This window comes from Actinosynnema sp. NPDC023794 (assembly GCF_040639675.1).
Classification (GTDB): Bacteria; Actinomycetota; Actinomycetes; order Mycobacteriales; family Pseudonocardiaceae; genus Actinosynnema; species Actinosynnema luteola.
This window is the reverse complement of record NZ_JBFAFR010000013.1, coordinates 82,510-105,195: the sequence shown is the minus strand read 5'-3', so window position 1 is coordinate 105,195 and position 22,686 is coordinate 82,510. Positions and strand designations below refer to the sequence as shown.

23 protein-coding genes are annotated in these 22,686 nt (G+C 72.1%); 10 read left to right on the top strand and 13 right to left on the bottom strand.

Translation table 11 applies throughout. The features are described from left to right. The first annotated feature begins 158 nt into the window (after window positions 1-158). Both AB0H12_RS25310 and AB0H12_RS25305 read left to right on the top strand, forming a co-directional pair. On the top strand, window positions 159-656 hold the full coding sequence (locus tag AB0H12_RS25310; RefSeq protein ID WP_499625843.1) for a hypothetical protein: 498 nt from the start codon (window positions 159-161) through the stop codon (window positions 654-656). A 183-nt stretch (window positions 657-839) separates the two neighbouring features. Then, window positions 840-1,649, top strand: coding sequence for an NPP1 family protein (locus tag AB0H12_RS25305; RefSeq protein ID WP_499625841.1), 810 nt, complete (start codon window positions 840-842; stop codon window positions 1,647-1,649). Between the two features lie 39 nt (window positions 1,650-1,688). Here AB0H12_RS25305 and AB0H12_RS25300 read toward each other — a convergent pair whose 3' ends face one another. Then, entirely contained in the window at window positions 1,689-2,123 is a 435-nt protein-coding gene (locus tag AB0H12_RS25300; protein WP_499625839.1) for a cupin domain-containing protein, read from the bottom strand. A 70-nt stretch (window positions 2,124-2,193) separates the two neighbouring features. Here AB0H12_RS25300 and AB0H12_RS25295 point away from each other — a divergent pair, with 70 nt between their 5' ends. Next, window positions 2,194-3,096, top strand: a complete 903-nt coding sequence (locus tag AB0H12_RS25295; RefSeq protein WP_499625838.1) for a LysR family transcriptional regulator — start codon at window positions 2,194-2,196, stop codon at window positions 3,094-3,096. On the opposite strand, the gene AB0H12_RS25290 is transcribed toward AB0H12_RS25295, so the two are convergent. Further along, window positions 3,074-3,895 carry a peptidoglycan DD-metalloendopeptidase family protein gene (locus tag AB0H12_RS25290; protein ID WP_499625837.1) on the bottom strand — a complete coding sequence of 274 codons (822 nt, stop codon included), beginning with the start codon at window positions 3,893-3,895 and terminating at the stop codon, window positions 3,074-3,076. The two genes, AB0H12_RS25295 and AB0H12_RS25290, sit on opposite strands and share 23 nt — an antisense overlap. Window positions 3,896-4,031: 136 nt before the next feature. On the opposite strand from AB0H12_RS25290, the gene AB0H12_RS25285 reads away from it, so the two are divergent. Next, complete coding sequence (locus tag AB0H12_RS25285) at window positions 4,032-4,544, top strand: hypothetical protein (protein ID WP_499625836.1); 513 nt, start codon at window positions 4,032-4,034, stop codon at window positions 4,542-4,544. Between the two features lie 52 nt (window positions 4,545-4,596). On the opposite strand, the gene AB0H12_RS25280 is transcribed toward AB0H12_RS25285, so the two are convergent. Both AB0H12_RS25280 and AB0H12_RS25275 read right to left on the bottom strand, forming a co-directional pair. Further along, complete coding sequence (locus AB0H12_RS25280) at window positions 4,597-5,760, bottom strand: histidine phosphatase family protein (protein ID WP_499625835.1); 1,164 nt, start codon at window positions 5,758-5,760, stop codon at window positions 4,597-4,599. A gap of 127 nt (window positions 5,761-5,887) precedes the next feature. Further along, the gene (locus AB0H12_RS25275) at window positions 5,888-6,865 is read right to left on the bottom strand and encodes a cellulase family glycosylhydrolase (protein WP_499625833.1); all 978 of its coding nucleotides are present in this window, start codon (window positions 6,863-6,865) and stop codon (window positions 5,888-5,890) included. A gap of 197 nt (window positions 6,866-7,062) precedes the next feature. On the opposite strand from AB0H12_RS25275, the gene AB0H12_RS25270 reads away from it, so the two are divergent. Further along, complete coding sequence (locus tag AB0H12_RS25270) at window positions 7,063-7,605, top strand: DUF6630 family protein (RefSeq protein ID WP_499625831.1); 543 nt, start codon at window positions 7,063-7,065, stop codon at window positions 7,603-7,605. A 302-nt stretch (window positions 7,606-7,907) separates the two neighbouring features. Here the strand turns inward: AB0H12_RS25270 and AB0H12_RS25265 are convergent, their stop codons facing one another. From AB0H12_RS25265 to AB0H12_RS25235, 7 genes are all read right to left on the bottom strand, one after another. Further along, the gene (locus AB0H12_RS25265; protein WP_499625829.1) at window positions 7,908-8,219 is read right to left on the bottom strand and encodes a hypothetical protein; all 312 of its coding nucleotides are present in this window, start codon (window positions 8,217-8,219) and stop codon (window positions 7,908-7,910) included. A gap of 260 nt (window positions 8,220-8,479) precedes the next feature. Continuing rightward, complete coding sequence (locus AB0H12_RS25260; RefSeq protein WP_499625828.1) at window positions 8,480-9,421, bottom strand: Gfo/Idh/MocA family protein; 942 nt, start codon at window positions 9,419-9,421, stop codon at window positions 8,480-8,482. Continuing rightward, entirely contained in the window at window positions 9,418-11,565 is a 2,148-nt protein-coding gene (locus AB0H12_RS25255) for an alpha-galactosidase (protein WP_499625825.1), read from the bottom strand. Before AB0H12_RS25255 ends, AB0H12_RS25260 begins: the two co-directional genes overlap by 4 nt. Before the next feature lie 53 nt (window positions 11,566-11,618). Further along, window positions 11,619-12,800, bottom strand: coding sequence for an ROK family protein (locus AB0H12_RS25250; RefSeq protein ID WP_499625822.1), 1,182 nt, complete (start codon window positions 12,798-12,800; stop codon window positions 11,619-11,621). 50 nt (window positions 12,801-12,850) lie between these two features. Further along, window positions 12,851-13,717, bottom strand: coding sequence for a carbohydrate ABC transporter permease (locus tag AB0H12_RS25245; RefSeq protein WP_499625820.1), 867 nt, complete (start codon window positions 13,715-13,717; stop codon window positions 12,851-12,853). Beyond that, window positions 13,714-14,652: a carbohydrate ABC transporter permease gene (locus AB0H12_RS25240; RefSeq protein ID WP_499625818.1), complete on the bottom strand. Its 939-nt coding sequence runs from the start codon at window positions 14,650-14,652 to the stop codon at window positions 13,714-13,716. The genes AB0H12_RS25245 and AB0H12_RS25240 overlap by 4 nt, the downstream gene beginning before the upstream one ends. A 10-nt stretch (window positions 14,653-14,662) precedes the next feature. Further along, a complete protein-coding gene (locus AB0H12_RS25235; protein ID WP_499625816.1) occupies window positions 14,663-16,054 on the bottom strand; it encodes an ABC transporter substrate-binding protein in 1,392 nt (463 codons plus the stop codon). Between the two features lie 194 nt (window positions 16,055-16,248). On the opposite strand from AB0H12_RS25235, the gene AB0H12_RS25230 reads away from it, so the two are divergent. The 5 genes from AB0H12_RS25230 (at window position 16,249) to AB0H12_RS25210 (ending at window position 21,198) form a co-directional block, all read left to right on the top strand. Further along, window positions 16,249-17,040, top strand: a complete 792-nt coding sequence (locus tag AB0H12_RS25230; RefSeq protein ID WP_499625814.1) for a TIM barrel protein — start codon at window positions 16,249-16,251, stop codon at window positions 17,038-17,040. 4 nt (window positions 17,041-17,044) lie between these two features. Continuing rightward, entirely contained in the window at window positions 17,045-18,388 is a 1,344-nt protein-coding gene (locus AB0H12_RS25225; RefSeq protein ID WP_499625813.1) for an MGH1-like glycoside hydrolase domain-containing protein, read from the top strand. Next, window positions 18,376-19,446: a zinc-binding dehydrogenase gene (locus AB0H12_RS25220; RefSeq protein ID WP_499625811.1), complete on the top strand. Its 1,071-nt coding sequence runs from the start codon at window positions 18,376-18,378 to the stop codon at window positions 19,444-19,446. The genes AB0H12_RS25225 and AB0H12_RS25220 overlap by 13 nt, the downstream gene beginning before the upstream one ends. A 145-nt stretch (window positions 19,447-19,591) precedes the next feature. Next, complete coding sequence (locus AB0H12_RS25215; RefSeq protein WP_499625809.1) at window positions 19,592-20,446, top strand: poly(ethylene terephthalate) hydrolase family protein; 855 nt, start codon at window positions 19,592-19,594, stop codon at window positions 20,444-20,446. Between the two features lie 104 nt (window positions 20,447-20,550). Then, on the top strand, window positions 20,551-21,198 hold the full coding sequence (locus AB0H12_RS25210; protein WP_499625807.1) for a hypothetical protein: 648 nt from the start codon (window positions 20,551-20,553) through the stop codon (window positions 21,196-21,198). Window positions 21,199-21,273: 75 nt separating this feature from the next. On the opposite strand, the gene AB0H12_RS25205 is transcribed toward AB0H12_RS25210, so the two are convergent. Together AB0H12_RS25205 and AB0H12_RS25200 are read right to left on the bottom strand one after the other, a co-directional pair. Continuing rightward, on the bottom strand, window positions 21,274-22,461 hold the full coding sequence (locus AB0H12_RS25205) for an NAD(P)/FAD-dependent oxidoreductase (RefSeq protein WP_499625806.1): 1,188 nt from the start codon (window positions 22,459-22,461) through the stop codon (window positions 21,274-21,276). Beyond that, window positions 22,458-22,658: a ferredoxin gene (locus AB0H12_RS25200; RefSeq protein WP_499625804.1), complete on the bottom strand. Its 201-nt coding sequence runs from the start codon at window positions 22,656-22,658 to the stop codon at window positions 22,458-22,460. Before AB0H12_RS25200 ends, AB0H12_RS25205 begins: the two co-directional genes overlap by 4 nt. Between the last annotated feature and the right edge of the window lie 28 nt (window positions 22,659-22,686).

Genomic DNA, 22,686 nt, shown 5'->3' with positions numbered 1-22,686 from the left:
TCTCGGCGGGGGCACGCCACTGCCACGAACAGGCCAACTTCACGGTTGCGCCTGGACAGCGGCTGGTGAGCGGGGAGGTTCGGCGTTCACCCTGCTCCGACCACCATCCGCCGCGTTCGCCGGGTGAGCGCGGCCCATCCTGATCAAGGAGTGCTCGTATGCCTCGGAGCAGCGGCTTGCGCAGACGCTTCACCACCCTCTTCGCCCTCACGTTCGCCGTGTTCCTCGGCGTTTCGTCGACGGCCACGCCCGCACAGGCGACCTACGGTCCCGCCCAGCCGGTCGACATCCAGCTCAAGGGCTACTCGCCGAGCGGCTACCAGACCCTGGTGGGTCGCCTGGTCGGCACGGTGCGGTTCGACGACGGCAACTCCCTCTACCGGCTGGACCTGACGCTGTGCCGCCAGTCCAGCTACACGAGCACCAGGCTGGCGGTCAACGTCAACGGCGCCCGCCACCGGTCGTACCTGCGCGAGGACGGCTACCGGCCGGAGGTCTGCGGCGGTGGGCACGGCCTCTCCGGCGTGGTGAGCGAAGACGTGCCGTACGAGGGCGTCGTGCGGAACATCGGGCTGGTCTACGAAGGACTGCACTTCTCCGGCTCGACCGCCACGCCGGTCTCCCGCAGCGCGTTCTACGACAACCCGTTCAACTGAGGGTCGCGACCCGGGTGGAGGCCTCCGCCACCCGGGTCCGCCGATGTTCGCCGCCTGTTCGCCTCGCCGCGACCATCGGCGGGTTGACGACGTCACGCCCCGGCCGGAACCCTCGGTGCCGGCCGATGATCTCCGCGACACCGGCCGCTCCGCCGCCGTGCCACTCGACACCGGATGGAGGGCATGGTCGTCGTGACCGCCCAGCTGACCGACCCGTCCCGCACCCCTTCCCGAACCAGGCGGACGACCGCGAGACTGCTCAGCGCGCTCGTGGGCGCGACCCTGCTCGCGGTGCTCGTGCCCGGAGCCGCGTGGGCCGAGCCGCCACAGGCCCTGCCCGCGAGCTACACCGCCGCCGACGGCAAGTGGCAGCCGGCGTTCGACTACGACACCGACGGCTGCTACCCGACACCGGCGATCTCGCCGTCCGGGGCGGTGGCCACGGGGCTGAAGAACTCCGGCGCCCTCAACGGCCAGTGCCGCGACCAGTCCGACCTGGACAACACGAACTCCTACTCGCGCTCCAAGTGCAACAACAACTGGTGCGCCTACCTCTACGACCTGTACTTCGAGAAGGACCAGGCGGTGGCCGGCTGGGACTGCTGCGGCCACCGCCACGACATCGAGCACGTCATCGTGTGGGTCAGCGGCGACCAGGCCCAGTACGTCTCCACGTCCGCGCACGGCAAGTACTCGACCTACCCGCGTTCCCAGGTCGCCTGGGAGGGCACGCACCCCAAGATCGTCTACCACAAGGACGGCCTGAGCACGCACTGCTTCCGCCTCGCGGGCGCGGGCGAGCAGCCGGAGAACCACTACGGCACCTGGCAGTACCCGGACCTGGTCAGCTGGGACCGCTTCCCCGTCGGCATCCGCGACGTCCTGGTGAGCGCGAACTTCGGCAGCGCGAGCCTGGCCACCAAGGACGGCGCGTTCAACTACAACCTCGCGCAGGCGAAGCCGAGCGGCATCCCGTTCGACCCGAACGCCTGACCCGGCGCGGGGACCCCGTCCGCCCGGGCGGGGTTCCCCTCACCCGGTGAAGTGGACGTCGTAGCGGTCCTGCTCCGACCGCAGGGCGTCGGCCGTGTCCAGGCCGCGCGCGATGCGGCCCAGGTGGCGGAAGTAGCCGAACCGCTCGACACCCGGAGTGAGGACGACGAGCAGGTCGGCGTGGTGTCCCGGCGCCGCGCCGAACGCGTGCGGCACACCCGCCGGCACGATGACCAGCCCGCCGCGGTCCACTGTGGTCGTAGTCCCGGCCCGGAACTCCAGCACGCCGTCGAGCAGGTAGAACAGCTCGCTGGACCGTGCGTGGAAATGGGGCTTCGCCCCGTCCGCCCCGACGTCGAGGGTGAGCCGGTTGACGCCGAACGCGCCGCCGTCGGCCAGGAGTCGGAACGCGCTGCCGCCGGACAGGGCCACGACCTCGGCGGCGTCGGCGGGGATGACGGTGATCGTTGACATGCCCCGAGTCAAGCGCGGGAACAACGCCCGAACCAGGAGCGGTTGACGATGGCGGGTATCACCGGACGTGATGGATCGAGGGAGCGTGGAGTTCCGGCAGTGGGAGGCCTTCCTGGCGGTCGTCGACGAAGGCGGGTTCGGGCGGGCGGCGCAGCGGCTGCACATCGTGCAGTCGGCGGTGAGCCAGCAGGTCAAGCGGTTGGAGCGGGAGCTCGGCGTGACCCTGTTCGACCGCGGCGGTCGCTCGGTGAGGCTGTCCGCGGCCGGTGAGCGCCTGCTGCCCGAGGCACGGGCCGTGCTCGCGGCCGTGCGGCGCACCCGCGAGGTGGCCGCACGGGTGGCGTCCGGCGCGGAGGGCGTGGTGCGGCTCGGCACGGTCAACGGCTCCGGCGAACGCCTCTACCGCGCGTTGGCCAGGCTGGACGACGAAGGGCTGCGGGTGCGGCTGGACCAGTCGCACCCGGCGCAACGGCTGGCCGCCGTGCGGGACGGTGAGCTGGACGCCGCCCTGGTTCGGGCGGCGACCGGCGCGCCGGGGCTGACGGTCGTGCCGGTGTGGACCGATCCGCTGTACCTGGCGCTGCCCGCCGCCCTGGCCGACCGCTGCGGACCGCACCTCGGCGACCTCGCTGACCTCGCCGACCTGCCGCTGCGGCTGGCTCCCCGCGAGCACAACCCGCCGTTCCACGACCTGATCACGACGGCGCTGCGGGCGTCGGGCCGCGTGCCGCCGGCCGGGCCGCCGTTCACCACGCTCCAGCGGACCCTGGCGGACATCGCGTCGGGCCCGCCGTCGTGGACGGTGGTCTACCGGGTGACGGACCTGCCGCCCGCGCCGGGCATCGCGTTCCGCCGGCTCGCCGACCCGGTGCTCACGACCTCGCTCGTCCTGCCCGCCACGCCCTCGCCGGTGCGACGGCGCCTGCTCGACGCGTTCGGCGCAGGACGGTTCAGTCGTACTGGCCCTGGTTGAGGAAACGCGCGAAGCCGCGCCACGAGTTCGGGCCCATCACACCGTCGATCGGGCCGGTGTAGCCCCACCGCGCCGCCAGCCGCTGCACCGCCGCCCACGTGTTCACACCGGGCGCACCGTCGATCGGGCCCGCGTAGCCGTGCGCCCGCATCGCCCGCTGCAACGCCGCGTACGTGTTCGTCCCCGGCACGCCGTCGATCGGACCGGTGTACCCCTGCTCGATGCGCAGCCAGTTCTGCGCCCGCATCCACATGGTCGGGCCGGGGACGCCGTCCTGCTCGGTGGTCGTCTTGGGCAGGCCGCTGCCGCTGCCGACGTAGAGCAGCGGGTTGATGCGGGTACCGCTCGGGTTGACCATGTGCCAGTGCAGGTGCGGTCCGGTGGACGAGCCCGACCCCGGCGCGCCGACCGCGCCGCCGGACAACCCCACGACACCGCCCATGCCGACCCGCGTGCCGTTGGCCAGCAGGAACTGCGACAGGTGCAGGTACTGGGTGCGGTAGCCGTTGTCGTGCTGGATGGTGACGGTGTGGCCGCCCGTGCCGTTGTTCGGGATGTTGGTCACCACGCCGCCGCCCGCCGCGGGCAGCCGGGTGCCGACGGCCATCCCGTAGTCGATGCCGCCGAGCGAGCCGCTGTTCAGGTGGTCCTGCCAGGTGCCGGTGATCCGATAGCCGCTGAACGGGTTGTAGAACCCCGGGACGGCGGCACCCGCCGTGCCCGCGCCGAACGCCGTGATGACGCCGGCCGCCACCGTGCCCCGCAACAGGGCACGCCTGCCGATCCAGTCGTTGGTCATCCCCCGAACGTAGGGACGGTGTGGCGCACTGACATCCTGTGTTCGACCGACGGCCATTCGGGTGGGTCGCCCGGTCGAGCGGGTGGTGCGCGCCGGGACCGGCTAACGGCGGCGCGACCGCGGCGAAGGTCCGACCATGAGACTGACACGACTCGTCCTCGCCCTGATCACGGTGCCGGTCGTCGGCCTGTCGGCCGTGCCCGCCCACGCCCTGACCGTCGAGCAGACGTGCGTCGGCACGGAGGTCACCACCTTCGACCCGCCGCTCACCCTGACCGCGCGCCCCGTCACGATCACCGTCAGCGGCATCTACCCCACGTGCACGAACGCGGGCGCGGTGACCGCGACCTACAGCGAGACGTTCAGCCTCACCGCGTCCTGCCTGGTGCTGTTCGACTCCGGGTCCGCGCTGCGCACGTTCACCTGGGGCGGGACGGTGGCGCCGAGCGAGTTCCAGTACAACGTCACCTCCAGCGCGGTGGCCGGTCAGGTCGTGGTCACGAACACCGGCGTGATCACCTCCGGTGGTTTCGCGCCCGCCGGCGCGGTGCAGGTGATCACTTTGGTGACGCCGAACATCGCCCAGTGCCTGGCCGGCGGGGTCGCGAACGTGGCGGGGCCGACCACCCTCACCATCCACCGACCGTGACTGTGGCGTCGTCCCACCGCGCCGTTGGCGCTCGACCACCCGTCCCCACTCGTCACACTGCGCCGAGTCGCCGATCGGAGACCACCGAGCCGGGCGGCAGGTTCATCGCCTCCAGTCGGGTCTGCCCGGCCGCCAGCGTGAACCGGCTGAAGCAACCGGTGTCCCAGCGCACTCGGCGCACGTCCCGCAGGTCGACGCCGACGGCCCGGCCCACCAGCCACGAATGCGGCCCGGCGTGGCCGACGACGAGCACGCGCCTGCCGCCGTAGAGCGCGGGCAGCTCGTCGAAGAACGACAACGCGCGGGCACGGGCCGCTTCGCAGGACTCCTCGGGCGCGTTCCCCGGCAGGTCGCCGTCGCCGTCCGGGGCTCCCTCGGCCCGCGGGCCGAGGGAGCCCCGGACGTCGTCGAACGACTTCCCGACCAGGCCGGGGAACACTCGTTCCCGCAGCGCCTCGGAACGCTCGACCGTCACGTCCAGTCCCGCGGTCGCGAGCCGGGCGGTGTCCCGGGCCACCGCGGCGTCCGAGCTGAACACGACGTCCGGCGCGAACCTCCGGACCGCCGCGCCCGCGGCCCTCGCCTCCGCCCGGCCGAGCGCGGAAAGCCCCACCTCGAACGGGGCCGGGTAGACGTCGCTCGCGTGGTCGGGCGCGCCGTGACGGAGGAAGAGCAGGTCGACCTCGTGGTCGCCGACCTCGACCGACGGGCCCTCGGTCCGTTCGAGGTCGATGATGTCGAGCACGTCGTCGCAGACTTCCTCGGGCAGCTTCCCCCGGATCTCCAGGGCCACGCCGACCGGCCGGAAAGCCGCGTGCAGCCGACGGATCCGGGCCTCGTCCATCCGCTGGAACGGGTCGCGGAGCGCGTTGCGGTGCAGCAGGTCCGCCACGTCGGCGGCCAACGAGATCGTGATCAGCTGATAGCCGCGCCGTTCGAAGCGCAACGCCTGGCTCGCCAGGAAGTCGACGTCCTCGAACACGCCGTCCACCACCGGCAGGAACCCGCTGTCGCAATAGGACAGCGCGAGGTCGAGGCACGCGAGCTCGGACGCCTCCAGGGTGAAGGCGGTGAAGTCGCGGGGGTGCGCCATGTACCTGACGGAGTCGTTCGACACCCGGACCGAGGGTGGCAGCGCGTCCCTGAGCAAGGCCGCTGTCGTCGTCTTCCCCGTGCCCGGGAGGCCGCGGATCAGCACGGCGAACCGCCGCCCCACCACATCACCTGTCTTCGCGTCGTCGCTGGTCGTCGCCGAATTCCACGTCAACCCTAGCGCAGTGGCCGCCATCACCCGCGACGTGACCGCACGTCGGGGGACCGCCGACGGCCCCCCGACGCGGTCCTCAGTAGACGGTGGCCTGCCGGGACGTCGACCTGATGCCGTTGCTGCCGTTGAAGATGCGGTTGCCCCAGTTTGTCAGGGCGGCGCGGTTGAAGCCGGTGGCCATGTCGAGGTACTCGACGCCGCCGCCGTTGCCGCTCCACGACCAGCCGAGGTAGCCGATGCGCTGCGACCGGGCCGTGGCCATGATCGCGTTCTCGTCGGGGTTGCCGTCGGAGTGGTTGTCGCCGAACTCGCCGACCACGATCGGCAGCCGGGCGTTGACGAACGCGGCGAGGTACGAGCTGACCTCCGACGCGGTGTCGTACACGCCGTACATGTGGACCGAGAAGACGGTGTTGCGCTGGGGGTCGGCGTTGAACACCGAGGACGCGTTGTCGCGCATGGTGTTCGACCAGTCCTGGCCCCAGTTCGGCGCGTCCACCATCAGGGTGTGGGTGAAGCCGTTCGACCGCAGCCGCGAAACGGCGTTGCGGGTGTCGTTGGTCCAGTTGCCGTAGTTGTTGTTGCCGTGCGGCTCGTTGCCGATGTTGATGATGACGTACTTCTCCTGACCCACGAGCGCGCTCTTGACGCCCAGCCAGTAGTCCACCGCCTGGTTCAGGGTCACCGCGCCGCTCTGCTCGCCGTAGCCGGTGGTGTCGTGCGCTTCCAGCACGCAGATCAGCCGGTTCGACTTGCACTGGGAGACGATCGTCGACACCGCCGACGTGCTGGTCCACGTCCAGCGCGCGCCCGTGCTCAGCACGACCCGCACGCTGTTCGCACCCAACGCCTTGACATCCGCCAGCGCCTGCCGCGTCCGGTCCGGGTACCAGGCGTGCGCGTGGTTGACCCCACGCATCACGAACTCGCTGCCGTTCGCGTCGTACAACCGCCCGTTGCCGACGTAGAACCCGTTCGCGGCCGACGCCGCCGGCACGCTCACCAACGGCGCGAGCAGAGCCGCCACCGCCACCAAAGCCCATCGCTTGACCACGTCCACCTCACCATGTCGTCGTTGACATCGTTGACATCCGAACCGACGGGACGGCGGGCGCATTCGGTTCGGAGGCGATGCAATCAGTTAACCGGTTAAGCGTCAAGACCACCCCACAATCGGACGCACCTACCCGCTACAAATGAATCGGTTAAGTTGTTGCTACGATCACCACTCCGCCACCAAGGAGGTCGAACGTGCCGTCAACCACGCGGGACGCACTGGTCGCGCTGGCCACCCTGCTGGCCCCCGACGTGCCGGCCGTCGCCGACCACGTGACCAACGCCCACGACGACCCCGACGGCTACCTCCGCACCCACGCCGACCGCCTCGACGAACGGGGCATCGACGAGACCGTGCCCGAGCTGGCGTGGATCGCCCTGGTCGACGCTCTCACCGACCACGACCTGCTGGCCGAGGTCGACTGGAAGGAGGCGGCCGGCGAGATCGTCGCCCAACTGCGGACCCTGCGCTCCAGTCCCGCCGACCCGGCGGCGTGGACCTGGTTCGCCGACCTCACCGACGACCAACCCGCCTACGACTTCCTGGACCGCGCGGGCGCCGAACTCCGCGCCACCGGCACCACCCTCGCCGTGCTCGACATCGAGTCCGACTGCTACCCACTCGTCCTGCTGCCGAACGACCACGCCGACACCGCGCGCGACCTGGCCACCGCAGCGGGCTTCACCGCCAGCCTCCTCGGCACCCCCGAGCCCACTCCCCAAGAACCGCCCCACTGAGCCCACCAGACCCCGCCCCGGTTGCCCGAACCGCACCACCACCGGGGGCATGTGCCCCGACTGCCGCAACCGTTCCCGCGCTCACCAGGTCGCGTCGGTGGTCCCCTCTCGGCAACCCTGTCGCCGAGTGGTGCTTCGACTCCGTCAAGGTCCGCCACCCGCCCGGCAAACCCGACTTCACGTCGGTCGTCCCGAGGTCGTCACGAAATGCATCGGACAAGTGGGACATCGTCCTCTCCTGCGAGATCGCAAGCTGACTGGCGCCGGCGACCTTCGCCGCGTCAGTTTTCCTGCTGAGCTAGCTACTCTCGAACAACTCTGCGCGGGTGCGCCTCCGGCGACTCTTCGATCTGCGCATGGCCGAGCCCGCCGTCGGCGAACGTCGGAGTCTTCTGCTCGAGGGCGTCGAGGATCGCCCGCAGGTTCTTGAGCAAGTCGGGGTTGTCATCTAGATGCTTGATCTGCTGCTCGGTAAGCACCTGAGAGATGACGCGACCGTCTGCCTTGACCAGAATGATGGAGCTAGGTCGGATCACCGCTTCTTCCGTCGTGTCGAGCGCGGCGATGAGACTGGCGACAGCGTTGGCTTCGCGCTCGTCGTCCGCTGACCGCACTTGTCCGATGTAGTGCGGCTCCGCCGCACGTTCCGGCGGGTGTGCGCCGTGGTCGCACACCCGTCGCCGAATCGGCTCGCGCGGGCGTGAGAAGCCGCGAATTCGACTGCGCTTCGAAAGGGTTGCGTTGCGACCGGGCGTCCGACGTGGTGCAACAGATGGCGCCCCAACGTAGGACTCACACGCCCCCAACGTAGGACTCACCCGTTCCGGACGTAGGACACGCGGGACCTGAGGGGTCGACACGCGGGACAGCGCGGTCAACCCCGGCCCGGCCGGTCGGCCACGTCGCGGACCCTGCAACAGAGTTCCTGCGTGAGCACCGCGTCGGCGTAGTCGCACACGAGCAGGCTCGGGTCCTGCTCCCGCACCGCGCTCAAGAACCGCTCATCCGCGATCACCAGCGGGTCGCGACCGATGGGCACCTCGTGGCTCCCGTCGGCGTCCTCCCGCCTCAACACCTTGCTCGTCAACGTCAACTTCCGCCCCTCACAGTAGAACTCGACCCCGGCATCCACGGTGCCGTGCAGCACGCACGTCGCCGTGAACACACCCACCGCCCCCGAGTCGAACGCGAGCGTGGCCGCACTGACCGTCGCCACGTCCACCCCGGCGTGGTCCACGAGCTCCGCACGTCGCGCCACCGCATGCACGACTTCCGCCTCGCCCACCAGAAAACGCGCCAAGTCGAACAGGTGCGTGGCCTGCTCGACCACCTGTCCCCCGCTCTCGGCCTCGACCCGCCACCACGGCGCCGGCGGCACCAGGCCGTGCCAGGCGGCCCGCACCAGGTGCGGCGGCTTCTCGGCGAGCATCCGGCGCAACTCGGGGATCACCTCCATGCCCCGCCAGTAGTAACCGGCGCACGCCATCACCCCGCTGTCGCGCAACGCCGTCTCCACCCGACGCGGCCCTGCCGAGTCCGTGCCGACCGGCTTCTCGACGTAGAACGGCACACCGCCCTCGATGAGCGTGTGCTCGATCTCGCCGTGGGCGGCCGGCGGAACGCAGATCCACGCCGCGTCCACCTCCTCCCGCGCCAGCAGATCCGCAGTGTCCCGGTACGCCCGACCACCCCACCGCGCCGCGGCCTGCTCGACCCCGGACCGGCCGACGTGACCGACGATCTCCACCCCCGATCCGGCCAACGCCGCCGCGTGCCGGCCGGCGATGTACCCGGTCCCGATCAACGCCACCTTCACCAGGTCGCCTCCTCCACCCCGTGCCAGACTTCGATCCGACTCCGCCAGTCCTCGGTGTGCCCCGGCGCGGGCGGCGGCGGGAACGCCGAAGGCAGACCCACGGCCATCAACGCGGCCCCGGTCGTCACTAGACCGTCGCCCGAACGCCGGTAACGCCGTTCGGCGTCCAACCCCCGCAACCGGATCCGACGCGGTCCCTCCCCCGCCACCCCGCGCACCTGGTACACGAACACCACGACCTCACCCCGGTCGCGGGACACGTACTGCACCGCGCACGGCCCGGTGTCCGACGGTGGCATGAGCCAGTGCTGGTCACCGTCCTGGATCGTCGGCCGCACCCGCTTGTACTGCGCGATCAACCCCGCGGCCCGCACCCGCTCCTCCTCGCCCCACCCCAGGATGTCGCCGGAGATCCCCAACACGCCCTGGATCGCGACGTGGAACCGGAACTCCGCCGGGCTGGTGCGGCCGGTGGTCGGCTCCGGCGCGTCGGTCACCCACCCGACCATCGCCCTCGGCGCGTAGGCACGGCTGAACCCGTACTGCATCCGCAACCGGTCCGACGGGTCGGTGTTGTCGCTGACCTGCGCCATGTCGGCCAGGCCGAGGATGCCCAGATCAGCCCGCCCGCCCCCGCCCGCACACGTCTCGATCATCAGGTCGGGGAACTCCGCGCGCAGCCGTGCGATCACCTCGTAGACACCGCGGACGTGACGCACCCACACCTCGCGCCGCCGTGCGACCGGCGCCTGGGGCCAGCCCACCTCCGTGTACGGCCGGTTGTGGTCCCACTTGACGAAGTCGATCCGGTGCCGGCTCAACAGCTCGCGCACCTGCCCGAGCACGCCCTCCCTCACGTCGTCCCGGGCGAAGTTGAGCACGAGTTGGTTGCGGGACAACGTGGTCTCGCGGTCCGGGAGGTGCAGCACCCAGTCCGGGTGGGCGCGGTAGAGGTCGCTGTCCGGGTTGACCATCTCGGGTTCCAGCCAGATCCCGAACTTCATGCCCAGCCGGTGCACCTCGTCGATCAGCTCGCCCAGGCCGCGGGGGAACTTCGCCGGGTCGACCACCCAGTCGCCGAGCCCGGCGTGGTCGTCGCTCCGCCCGCCGAACCAGCCGTCGTCCACGACGAACAGCTCGACCCCGAGTTCGGCCGCCCGCGTGGCGAGCCGGAGCTGGTGACCCACCTCCACGTCGAACGACGTCGCCAGCCAGGTGTTGTAGTGCACCGGCGGCGGGGTGTCGCGGTGCCGTGCGGGCAGCACGTGGTCGCGCTGGTACCGGTGCATCAGCCGGGCGGCTCCGTCGAGGCCGTCATCGCTGTGCCCGCACACCAGCGACGGCGTGCCGAGGCTCTCGCCCGGTTCGAGGTGCCAGGCGGAGTCGAACGGGTTCACGCCCGCGACCACGTGCAGCGCGTCGTTGCGCTCGGTCTCGAACACGATCGACCAGTTGCCGCTCCACGCCAGCGCGCCGAACCAGACCGGCCCTTCGTCCCCCACCCGGGTGAGCGCGAACCAGGGATTGGCCTCGTGGCTGGTGAACCCACGCCGGCTCTCCACCACCACCTTGCCCGGCGCCAGCTCACGACGGGTCAGCTGGTACTCGTCGCCCCACCGGCCGTGCAGCGTCCACGACTCGTAGCGCGCCGGGGGCAGGCCGAGCACGGCGCTGGCGATGCGCTCCACCCGCAACGGCGCCGCGCCCCGGTTCTCCACCCGCACGTCGCGCACCACGACGCCGTGCTCGACCGACACCGCGAACCGGTGCTCCACCACGAGTCCCGAACCCGGGTCCTCGAACACGAGCCGCAGTACGTCGTCCGAGACGTGGTCCTCGCGCAACGACAACCGCGACACCGACGAGCCGTCCTCCCGGACCACCACCAACCCAGGCTCCTTGAACGCCCGGTCGCCGTGCACCGAGTACGCCAGCGGGACGCCGTCGAGGAAGTGGGCCTGCGACGGCCGGTTCCACGGCGTGTGCGGCAGGTACGAGTCACCGCCGAGACCGCCGCCGTCGCCGCCCCAGTGGTCGAGCACCAACGCACCACCGGCCGCGACGGACAACAGCATCGCGTTCCACGCCGTCCGCACCAACCAGGCCGGTCGCCCGGCGCAGGTGGTCCGACTGATAGCAGGCATCGCTCCCCTTAGACCTCGAGAATCGCCCGGCCGGCCGACGTGCGGCCCGCGGGTCAGCCTTCCGGCGCGAGCCGCGCGTCGACCGCCTCGGCCGAGAAGACCTGGTCGATCACCATGTGCCGTGCGCCGTGGACGCCCGCCCGGTCGCCGAGCCGGCTCTGCACGACCGCCAAGCTGCTGGTCAACGCCGACACGGTCCGCTCGTACAGCCGCTCGCGGACGCCGACGAGGAGGTGTTCGCGGGTGAGCGCGAGGTCGCCGCCGATCACCACGACGGTCGGGTTGAGCAGCGCCACCGCCGTCGCCAGCACCTCGCCCAGCAGCCGTCCGGCGTCGCGGACCAACGTGATCGCGTCCGCGTTGCCCTCCAGCACGAGGCGCACGACGTCACGGCTGGTCCGCGCCTCGATCCCCCGTTCGTTGAGCTGACGGGCCAGCGCCGCCCCGCTCGCGTGCGCGGCCAGGCAGCCGGTCGCGCCGCACCGGCACCGCGCGCCGTCGACCGGTCGGGCGATCCGGATGTGGCCGATGTCGCCGCCCTGACCGGTCGAGCCCCGCTCGGGCCGGCCGCCGAGGATCACCCCGGCCCCGATCCCGGTCCCCACCTTCACGAACAGCAGGTTGTCCACGTCCGGGTAGCGCTCGCGGACCTCGCCCAGCCCCAGCAGGTTGGCGTCGTTGTCCACGAACGCCGGGCACCCCAGGGCGTCGGCGAGAGTCGTCGCCACCGCGGTCCCGTGCCAGCCGGGCATGATCGGCGGCTGCACGGGCCGCCCGGTCCGGAAGTCGACGGGCGCCGGCAGCCCCACGCCCACCCCGGCGAGCCGGTCCCGATCCCGGCCGGCGCCCTTCAGCAGCTCGCGGCACCGCCTGATCACGAGCTTCAGCACCACGTCGGGGTCCTGGCCGATCGGCAGGTCCTCGGTGCGCTCGCCCAGCATCCGCCCACCCGCGTCGGTCAGCGCGAACCGCGCGTGCGTGGCGCCGAGGTCGGCCGCCAGCACCAGCTTGTCGCTCTCCTCGAACGACAGCACCTCGGCCGGTCGCCCCGCCGTGCCGCGCCGCTGCTCGACCGTGCGGATGTACCCGGCGGAGATGAGCTGGCTGAGGCGCAACGCGACCGTCGAGCGCGACAGGCCGGTGAGCTCCTGCAGGTCCTTCCGCGTCTTCACGCGACCGGACCGGACCAGCGCGAGGATCTCGCCCGGTGACGCCGTGAACCCGCTGCGCCCCACCCGGGGTTCCCTCCTCGCCAGAGGTGTCGGACCCGCTGCCACCACCGCGTTCAGCCCTTCTCCGCGCCGCTGGTCAGCCCTTGTGAGAGTAGCCGTTCGGTCAGGAAGAACAGCAGCACCACCGGCGCCGTGATGACGACCGACCCGGCCATGAGCACGGTGGTGGGCACCTCGATGCTGCCCGACAGCTGCGCGAGCCCGAGCGAGACGGTCCAGCTGTCGCGCCGCTCGACCAGGAAGAGCAGGGCGAACAGGAACTCGTTCCAGGCGATCATGAACACGAAGATGCCGGTCGCGATCACCGACGGCATGGCCAGCGGCAGGCTGATCCGGCGGATGACGCCGACCCGGCTCAGGCCGTCGACCAGACCCGCCTCCTCGACGCCGGGCGGGATCGTCTCGAAGTAGTTCTTGAGCATGTAGATGGCCACGGGCACGGTCTGCGCGATGTAGACCAGCACCAGGCCGACCAGCGAGCCGCGCAGCTGCATCCGGGTGAGCAGCACGAACAGCGGAATGGCCAGCACGATGCTCGGGAACAGGTACACCACCAGGAACAGCGAGCTGACGTGCCGCCTGCCGAAGAACTCCAGCCTGCTGACCGCGTACGCGCCGGGGATCGCGATCGCCAGCGCCAGCGCCACCGAAGCCGTCGCCACGACCGCGCTGTTGCCCAGCAGGCTCAGGAACCCCTGACCGCCCTCCGCCACGGGCCGCAGCACGTCGACGTAGGTGGCCAGGGTCAGCTCGCCCAAGTCGACCAGCACCGAGTCGGGCCGCCGCAGCAGGTCCTCGATCGGCCGCAACGACAGCATCAGCATGTAGTAGAACGGCAGCAGCGTGGCGATCAGGAAGCACCCGATCACCACCGGCCGCAGCACGGCGAACACCGCCCGTTCGAACCGGTCGCGGGTCACGCCCCCGCCCCTTCCCGCCGCCGCAGCAACCACAGGTAGGCGCCCAGCAGCACGACCAGCACCGACGCCAGCAGCACGGACTGGGCGGCGGCGGCGCCGACGTTGCGCTGCACGGTCAGCAGCTCGTACACCCGGACGCTCACCACCTCCGTGCCCGCCGCGCCGCCGGTGAGCAGGAAGACGTCGTCGAACTCGTTGAACGTCCAGATCGTCCGCAGCACCACGAGCACCGCGATCACCGGCATCAGCTGCGGCAGCACGACGTGCCGGAACCGCTGCGTCGGCGTCGCGCCGTCCACGGTCGCGGCCTCCTCCAGGTCGCCCGGCAGGGCCGACAACCTGGCCAGCAGGAACAGGAAGGCGAACGGGAAGTACCGCCAGCCCTCGAACGCGATCACGGTGAGCAGCGCCGTGGGCACCGGCACGTCGAGGCCGAGCACCGTGACCTCGCCACGCGCCTGCGACAGGAACGCGATGGGGTCCTCCCACCCGAACAGCCGCCTGCCCCAGCTGTTGACGATGCCGAACTCCGGGTTGAGCAGCACGCGCCAGACGAACGTGACCGCCACTACCGGCGCCACGTACGGGATGAGCATCGCGGCGCGCACGAACGACCGGCCGGGGAACGGTCGCCGCACCGCCAGCGCCGCGACCAGCCCCAGCACCACGGCGACGGCGGTCGAGCCCGCCGTGTAGACGACCGTCGTCCGCAGGCTGTGCCACAGCACGTCCGAGGCGAACACGCGGGCGAAGTTGTCCAGCGTCAGCTTCTCGAACAGCCCCGTGCGGCCCACGTCGATCAGCCGCACGCGCTGGAACGCGATCAGCACCGACCACGCCAGCGGCACGAGCACGACCGCGAGCACGATCACGAGCGTCGGGGTGAGCAGCAGCAACCCGGTGCGGGCGTCGTGCCGCCTCAGCGTTCGCGCCACCGCGGACCCGCTACTCGCCGAGTTCCCGGGCGAGCGTGGCGGCCTGCTCGCTCGCCTTGCGCGCCGCCGCGGGCGCGTCACCGCCGCCGTTCACCGCCTCGGCCAACGCCTTGGGCACGACCAGTTGCCCGGCGACCGCGCCCGCGAGTTCCCCCTTGCCCTGCGTGAAGCCCCACCGGCTGAAGCTGCGCGGGCTCTCCTGCACCACCCGCAACGTCTCCGCGTCGTAGAACTGCGCCAGCGGCGCCTTGGTGTCCACGCCGACGTCGAGCCCCAGCCACGCCTCGACGTGCTGCCGCGGGTTGTCCCTGGTGCCCGCGCGGACCGGCACCTTGCCCTCCGGCGCGATGGCCAGCCAGTCCCGGTACCCGTCGGTCATCAGGTACTCGACCAGCTTCTTCGCGTCGTCGGTCGCGGCGTCCTTGAGCACGGCGAACGACGCGGTCTCGCCGAACGTGGTCGGCTCGCCGCCGTCGGGCCCGCTCAGCGCGGCCACCACTCCGGTGTTCTGCGCGAGGAACGTCGGGTCGGCCTGGCACTGCGGGCACGTCGGCAGCGCGTCGTTCCGCAAGCTGGCGAGTTCGTCGAGCAGGTACGACGACCAGATCACCATCGCCGACCTGCCCGCGAAGTACGTGGCGCGCGTGGTGTCGACGTCCTGGTTGCCCGCCACCGAGTGCCGGGTGACGAGGTCGGTGTAGAACTGGAACGCGCCGACGCACTCGGGGCTGTGCAACGCCACCTGCCCGTCGTCCCCGACGAGCCCGCAGCCGTTGGCGAGCGCGAGGTGCTCGAACGTCTGGTGGGTGAACACGTCGGCGGGCGTGGTGCTGACGGCGATCCCGGCGACGTCGCCCTGGTCGAGCCGTTCGGCGGCCTGCCGGATCGCGTCGTAGGTGGTCGGCGGCCGCAACCCGGCCGCGGCGAACAGGTCCTTGCGGTAGAACAGGAGTTGGGCCCACCCGTCGCTGGGCACGACGAGCTGCGCGTCGCCCTCTCGGGTCAGCTCCAGCGACTGCGGCGCGAACGTGTCCGCGCCGAGGCCGGCCACGACCTGCTTGGCCGCCTCGGTGTCGAGCAGGTCGTCGGTGCGCAACTGGCTCATGATCGGCAGCGAGATCGACCCGATCACGTCCGGCAGCTCGCCGGACGCGGCGGCCGAGGTCAGCACGGTCGTGAGCTGGTTCTCGGCGACCGCGACCACCTCGGTCTCGATGCCGGTCCGCTCGGTGAACCGCGCCAGGAGGCGTTCCTGGGCGCGCACCCGGTCGGCGGTGTCCTCGATGGTCCAGAAGACCAGCGGGCCGTCCGCCCCACCACCGGGATCGCCGCTGCCGCAGGCCGACAGCACGAGGGCGACAGGCGCCGCGGCGGCGAGCACGCGCAGTCCACGTCGGGTCATGGTTGCTCCCTTCCGGTGGTCCGCGACCTCTCACGGGCCAGGGCCGGGTGTCCGGTGGCGTCACTGAACACCCGGGTTTGTCCCGTGACAACCGCCAATCCGGACGTGACTTCGGGCCCGCAGCAGGGGTGTTGGCACGCCGTTCGCCGATCGGACCACACGGGGATCGGGATACCGCATTGTCGTTTTGACTGATGACGGGATTAATGTCGGCCATGCCGCAGTGGAAGATCGCCTGTCAGGAGCAGCTGCTGCCGGGCGCCTCGATCGAGCAGAAGTGGGAGTTCGCGCAGTCGGCGGGTTTCGCCGGGATCGCGCTGCGCACGCGGGGCGGCGAGGCGTTCGAGACCAGACGGGCCGGGCTGGAGCGCGCGGCCGGCAACGGTGTCGTGCTGCCTTCCGTGCGCCTTGACGTGCCGCCCCACGTCGGCGACGTCGATCGGCAGGTGTCCTCGTTCGCGGCGCTGGGCGCGCTGGCAGTGGTGGTGCCGGTGTCCGACGCACGCCGGGTGCCGCTGCCGCGCTCGTCCACACGGGACACCCCGGACCACGGCTCGCCGGCGCACGGCCTGCTGACCGACGGCCTGCGCCGCCTCGCCGAGCGGACCGCGCGGGAGGGCCTGTCGCTGTGCCTGCAACCGGTCAACCGCTACGAGGGCCAGCCCGTCAACACGCTCGAGCAGGGGGTGGAGCTGTGCCGCGCGCTGGGGTCCGCGCGGGTCGCGGCGGGCACGTTCCACATGAACATCGAGGAAGCCGACCCCGCCGGCGCGCTGCTGGCCGCCGGGCCGTGGCTGGGGCACGTCGAGCTCGCCGACTCCAACGGGCTCGAACCCGGCGCGGGCCACGTCGACTGGCCGTCGCTCTTCGCGGCGCTCGACGCCGCCGGGTACGAGGGGTGGGCGAGCGTCGCGTGCCGCCTGTCCGGTCCGGCCGACTCCGCGTTACCCGCGGCGGTCGGCATGCTGCGCCAGGCGGGCGGATGAGGTGGTGACCATCGGGACGACACCGGAGCCGCGCGCGCCGGACATCGCCGACCTGCGGCGCAAGGCCGCCGCGACCCTGCTGCGGAACTGGCGCGGGTCGGCCACCGTGCCGACGAGCGCGCTCTACCCGCACCAGTGGAGCTGGGACTCGGCGTTCATCGCCATCGGCCAGGCGCACCTGAGCCCGCGGCGGGCGTTCGCCGAGCTGACCGCGTTGCACGGCGCGCAGTGGGCCGACGGGAGGGTGCCGCAGATCGTGTTCAACCCCGCCGTGCCCGAGGACGCCTACTTCCCCGGTCCGGCGTTCTGGCGGCCGCTGCCGCCGCACGGGCCACCGGCGGGGGTGTCGACCACGGGCCTGGTCCAGCCGCCGGTGCACGCCGCCGCCGTGCTCGCCATCGCCGAACGCCACCCCGGTCACGCCACCGACGCGGCCGTCCGGCGCCTGTACCCGCGGCTCGCGCGCCTGCACGACTACCTGTTCGAACGGCGACGCGTGGCGTCCGGGCTGGTCGGCATCGTGCACCCGTGGGAGTCGGGGCTGGACAACAGCCCGGCGTGGGACGAGCCGCTCGGCGCGGTCGACCCCGGCCTGGCCGACGACATCGCGGTCCTGCGGCGCGACCTGCGCCACGCCGACGCCGGGCACCGTCCGACGGACGACGACTACGCGCGTTACATGGGCATCGTCGCCGCCTACCGCGACCGCGGTTACGCCGACGACGACCTGCTCAGCCTGCCGTTCTGCGCCGTGGACCCGTTGTTCTGCGCGGTGCTGGCCTGGTCGGAGCACGCGTTGGCGGCGCTCGCCCGGCGCGTCGGCGTCGACCCGGGCAGGCACACCGAGCGGGCGCGGGAGTTGGCGCACCAGGTCCACACGCGGCTGTTCGACCCGGCGCTGGGGTGCTACGTGGCGCTCGACGCGCGCACCGGACGTCGGCTCGCCAAGCGCACGGTCTCCGGCCTCGTGCCGCTGCTGCTGCCCGGGGGGCACCGGTCGGCGCTGCTGGCGACGCTCACCGGACCGGCGTTCGCGGCGCCGGGCGTGCGTGGGGTGCCCAGCTACGACCTCACCGCGCCCGACGCCGACCCGCGCCGGTACTGGCGCGGCCCCACGTGGCTGAACACCACGTGGTTGTTGTGGCGGGCGCTGCTCGCGCACGGCGAGACCCGCCACGCCGAACGGCTGGCGTCCGACATGGTCGGCCTGGTCTCCGGCGCCGGGTTCCGGGAGTACTTCCACCCGGTGACCGGCGAAGGTCTCGGCTCCGACCACTTCAGCTGGACGGCGGCGCTCCTGCTGGACGTCCTCGCGCGTGAACCGGAAGGGCGGCGATGGGAACGGTAGTGCGGCTGGACGCGCCCGGATGCGTCTCGATCACGGAGGAGCCCGACCCGCCGCTGCACGCGACCGGCGTCCGCCTGCGCACGCTGTACTCGGGGATCTCGGCGGGCACGGAGCTGACCCAGTACCGCGGCACCAACGCGCACGTGGTGAAGACGTGGGATCCCGACGCGCGCCTGTTCGTGCCGGGTCGGCCGGCGGTCGCGTACCCGGCGGTGGTGGGGTACGAGGAGGTCGGCGAGGTGGCCGAGGTCGGCGGCGCGGTCACCGCGGTCCGGCCCGGCCAGGTCGTGTGGGGCGTGTGGGGGCACCGCTCGACCACCGTGGTGGAGGAGGAGTACGCGGCGGCACGGGTGCTCGACCCGGCGGTGGACCCGGTGCTGGGGATCTTCAGCCACATCGGCGCGGTCGCGCTCAACGTCGTGCTGGACGCCGACATCCACGTCGGCGAGACCGTCGTGGTGTTCGGCCTCGGCGTGGTGGGGCAGATCGTCGCCCAGCTCGCCCGGCGCAACGGCGCGCGGGTGATCGGCGTCGACCCGCTCCCGGACCGCCTGGAGCTCGCCCTGGCGCTGGGCGCGGACGTGACGCTGGACGCCGGCGGGGGCGGGATCGCCGAGCAGGTCCGCGCGTTGACCGCGGGTCGTGGCGCGGACGTCGCCCTGGAGGTCAGCGGCAACCCCCAGGCGCTGCACGAGGCCGTCCGCACGGTCGCCTACAACGCGCGTGTCGTCACGGGCGGCTTCTACCAGGGCGAGGCGCGCGGCCTGTTCCTCGGCGAGGAGTTCCACCACAACCGGGTCGACCTGGTCTGCTCGCAGATCTCCGGCGTCGCGCCCGGCCTCGCGCACCGGTGGGACCGGGCGCGGCTCAACGCCACCGTCATCGACCTGGCGGTGGCGGGTCACCTGCTGCTGCCGCCGTTGGTGTCGCACGTCGTGCCGTTCACGGACGCCGCGTGGGCCTACGACCTGCTCGACTCGCGGCCGGACCGGGTGACGCAGGTCGTGCTGGAGTTCCCCGCGCCGGATGGGTACGACCACCCGCGTGGTGACGCCTAGCGTTCCGCCTCCTCGGCGGTGGCGCCGGTGGGACATCGGTGGTGTCGCCGGTCCCCCGCGTCCTCGCTGGCCGGCGGTGGGCCGGGTGCGCCAGATTCCGATTGCGCCGCACCAGTCCCACCTACGCCACCGATGGAGGAAACCCATGCGATTGCGCAGTGCGATCCTCACCGTCCTCGCCCTGGCCGGAGTGCTGACCGCGACGACCACCGGCCCGGTCCGCGCGGCGGCCGGAGCCGGGGCGCCGCCCTCGGTCACGGGCGGATCGGGCCCCTACTCCGCGGGCTACGAGACGACCTTGGGGCTGACCAACCACACGATCTACCGGCCCGACACCCTGCCGACGGGCGTCAAGCTGCCCATCGTCGCCTGGGGCAACGGCGCGTGCCGCGCGGACGGGACGTGGTTCGAGAACATCCTGACCGAGTGGGCCTCGCACGGGTTCCTGGTCATCGCGAACGGCCGGCCGGGCGGCAGCGGCTCGACCGACTCGGACATGCTCGTCGACTCCGTCGACTGGGCGATCGCCGAGAACTCCCGGCGCACGAGCAAGTACTACGGTCGGATCGACACCACCAAGATCGCCGTGATGGGCCAGTCGTGCGGCGGCATCGAGACCTACGAGGTGGCCGCCGACCCGCGGCTGACCACGACCGTGCTGTGGAACAGCGGCACGCTCAACGACTCGCAGAACTACCTGTTGCAGCGGCTGCGCGTGCCGATCGCCTACTTCATCGGCGGCCCGACCGACATCGCCCACGAGAACGCCATGGACGACTGGCGGCGGCTGCCCGCCGGGCTGCCCGCGTTCATGGGCAACCTCGACGTCGGGCACTTCGGCACGTTCGACCAGCCCAACGGCGGAGAGTTCGGCCGGGTCGGCGGGCACTGGCTGAAGTGGCACCTCAAGGGCGACCAGGCGAGCGAGGCGCGGTTCGCCGGCCCGAACTGCGGTCTGTGCGCCACCGAGTGGGACGTGATGCGGAAGAACCTGTCCTGACGTGAGCCCGGATGCCTGTGCCGTCCGCTGTGGCGGGTGGCACAGGCGCCTGTGGTGCGAACGGCCCACAGTCCGCCTGCCCGATCGCGGCTACGGTGCGGCCCATGCAGTCGTTCACGCACGTCAATCGCACGCTGGTCGCTTCCGTGGGAGCGCTCGCGCTCCTGCTGTCGGCCTGCGGCGACGCCACCACGGGCACCGCCGCGCCCGCCTTCACCACCGAGGTGACGACCGAGAAGACCACGTCGAGCGCCACGCCGACGAAGGGCTCGACCAGCGCGGCCGAAGACGCACCGGCCGGTGACGTCACCGCGCCCGGCACGAAGCTCAAGGTCGGCGAACGCGCGGTGATCCCGTTCAAGTACGGCACCGACAAGAACGGCACGATCGCCGTCACCGTCACCGCGATCGAGCAGGGCGCCAACGCCGACCTGGCCGCGTTCGGCGAGAAGGCCAAGGGCATCACGCCGTTCTACATCAGGGTCACCGTGGAGAACGTCGGCGGCACCGACCTGTCCTACAGCTCGCTGAGCCTGCGGGCGCTCGGCGCGGACGGCAAGGGCACCGGCGTCATCATCAGCGGCGACACCAAGCAGTGCGAGTCGGAGACGGCGAAGAAGGACTTCACCACCGCGGGCGCGAAGTACGAGACGTGCGTGCTGCAGGGAGCCCGCGAGGGCGCCGCCGTCGCGAGCGCGAGCTACGCCAACGGCGACGGCTACGACAAGTCCCCCATCACCTGGTCGAAGTGACCTCCGCTCGCCGGCTCGCGGGCAGCCCGTGGACGACGTGCGCGAACCCGTCGTGCTCGAAGTCGGGTCGCGCCGTCACGGTCGTGCTCCCGGGGTGGGGACCTGGCCCAGCAGGCGCTGCCGGAGTCGGCGCGCTTGTTTGGGCATGTTCCAGCCGAGGACGCCGACCGGCTCGCCCGCACGCTCGTAGAGCGCGACGAACCGGCGAGCGGTGACGTCACCGTCCACGACGGACACCTCCGCGTCGCCGGGCAGCAAGCCGAAGACCTGGAGCTTGGCGTCGAACTGGTCGGTCCAGAAGTAGGGCACGGGCGTGTACGCGCGGCCCGCGCCCAGGACGTTGTCGGCCACGACGGCGGCCTGCTCGGCGGCGTTGGTCCGGTTCTCCAGGCGCAGCGAGGCGCCCAGGTGTTCGTGGTGCCACCGCGCCACGTCGCCGACCGCGTAGACGCCGTCCGCGGCGCGGCACCCCGCGTCGCACACCACGCCGTTGTCGAGCCGGAGGCCGCTGCCGAGCAGCCAGTCGGTGTTGGGGATGGCGCCCAGCGCGACCACGACCACGTCGGCCGGCAGCACGTCGCCGGTGTCCAGCCGCACGCCGGTGACGCGCCCGTCCCGCCCGGTCAGGCCGAGCACGGCGGCGCCGAGCCGCAGCCGGACGCCGTGCCCGGCGTGCAGGTCGGCGAGCACACCGGAGGCGAGCGGTCCCAGCCGGGCGGCCAGGGGTGCGGCCTGCGGCCCGGCAAGGGTGACGTCCAGGCCGAGGCCGCGCGCCGTGGCGGCGACCTCCGCCCCGAGCACGCCGTCGCCCACCACCACGAGCCGTTCGGCGGCGAGCAGGTCGGCCCGCAACGCCACCGCGTCGTCCACGGTGCGCAGCACGTGCACACCGCCCAACCCGGCCTGGTCGGGCAGGGTCCTCGGCCGCACGCCGGTGGCGACGACCACGGCGTCGGCCCGCAGCACGGTCCCGGACGCGGTGCGGACGCCGCGCGCGGGCAGGTCCAGGGACACCGCCGGGTCGCCGGGCAGGTGCGTCGCGCCCAGCTCGTCGAACACGTCCGGGCCGCGCAGCCGGGCGCGTTCGGGCTCCCAGGCGCCGGAGAGGACCTGCTTGGACAGCGGCGGCCGGTCGTACGGCGGGTGCGCCTCGTCGCCGAGCAGGGTCAACCCGCCGGTGAAACCCTTGCGGCGCAACGCCTCGGCGGTGGCCAACCCGGCGGCGGAGGCTCCGACGACGAGCACGTCGGACACCGCGGTCACGCCCGGTCGCCCAGCAGGATCGCCGCCGCGGGGCACACCTCGGCGGCCTCGCGGACCGCGGCGCGCAGGTGCTCGGCGGGTTCGGGGTCGAGCAGCACGACCACGCCGTCCTCGTCCCGCTGGTCGAACACGTCGGGCGCGGCCAGCACGCACGAGCCCGCCCCGCAGCACTTGTCCTCGTCCACGGACACCTTCATCTGTCGCACTCCTCCGGTTCCTCGGGCC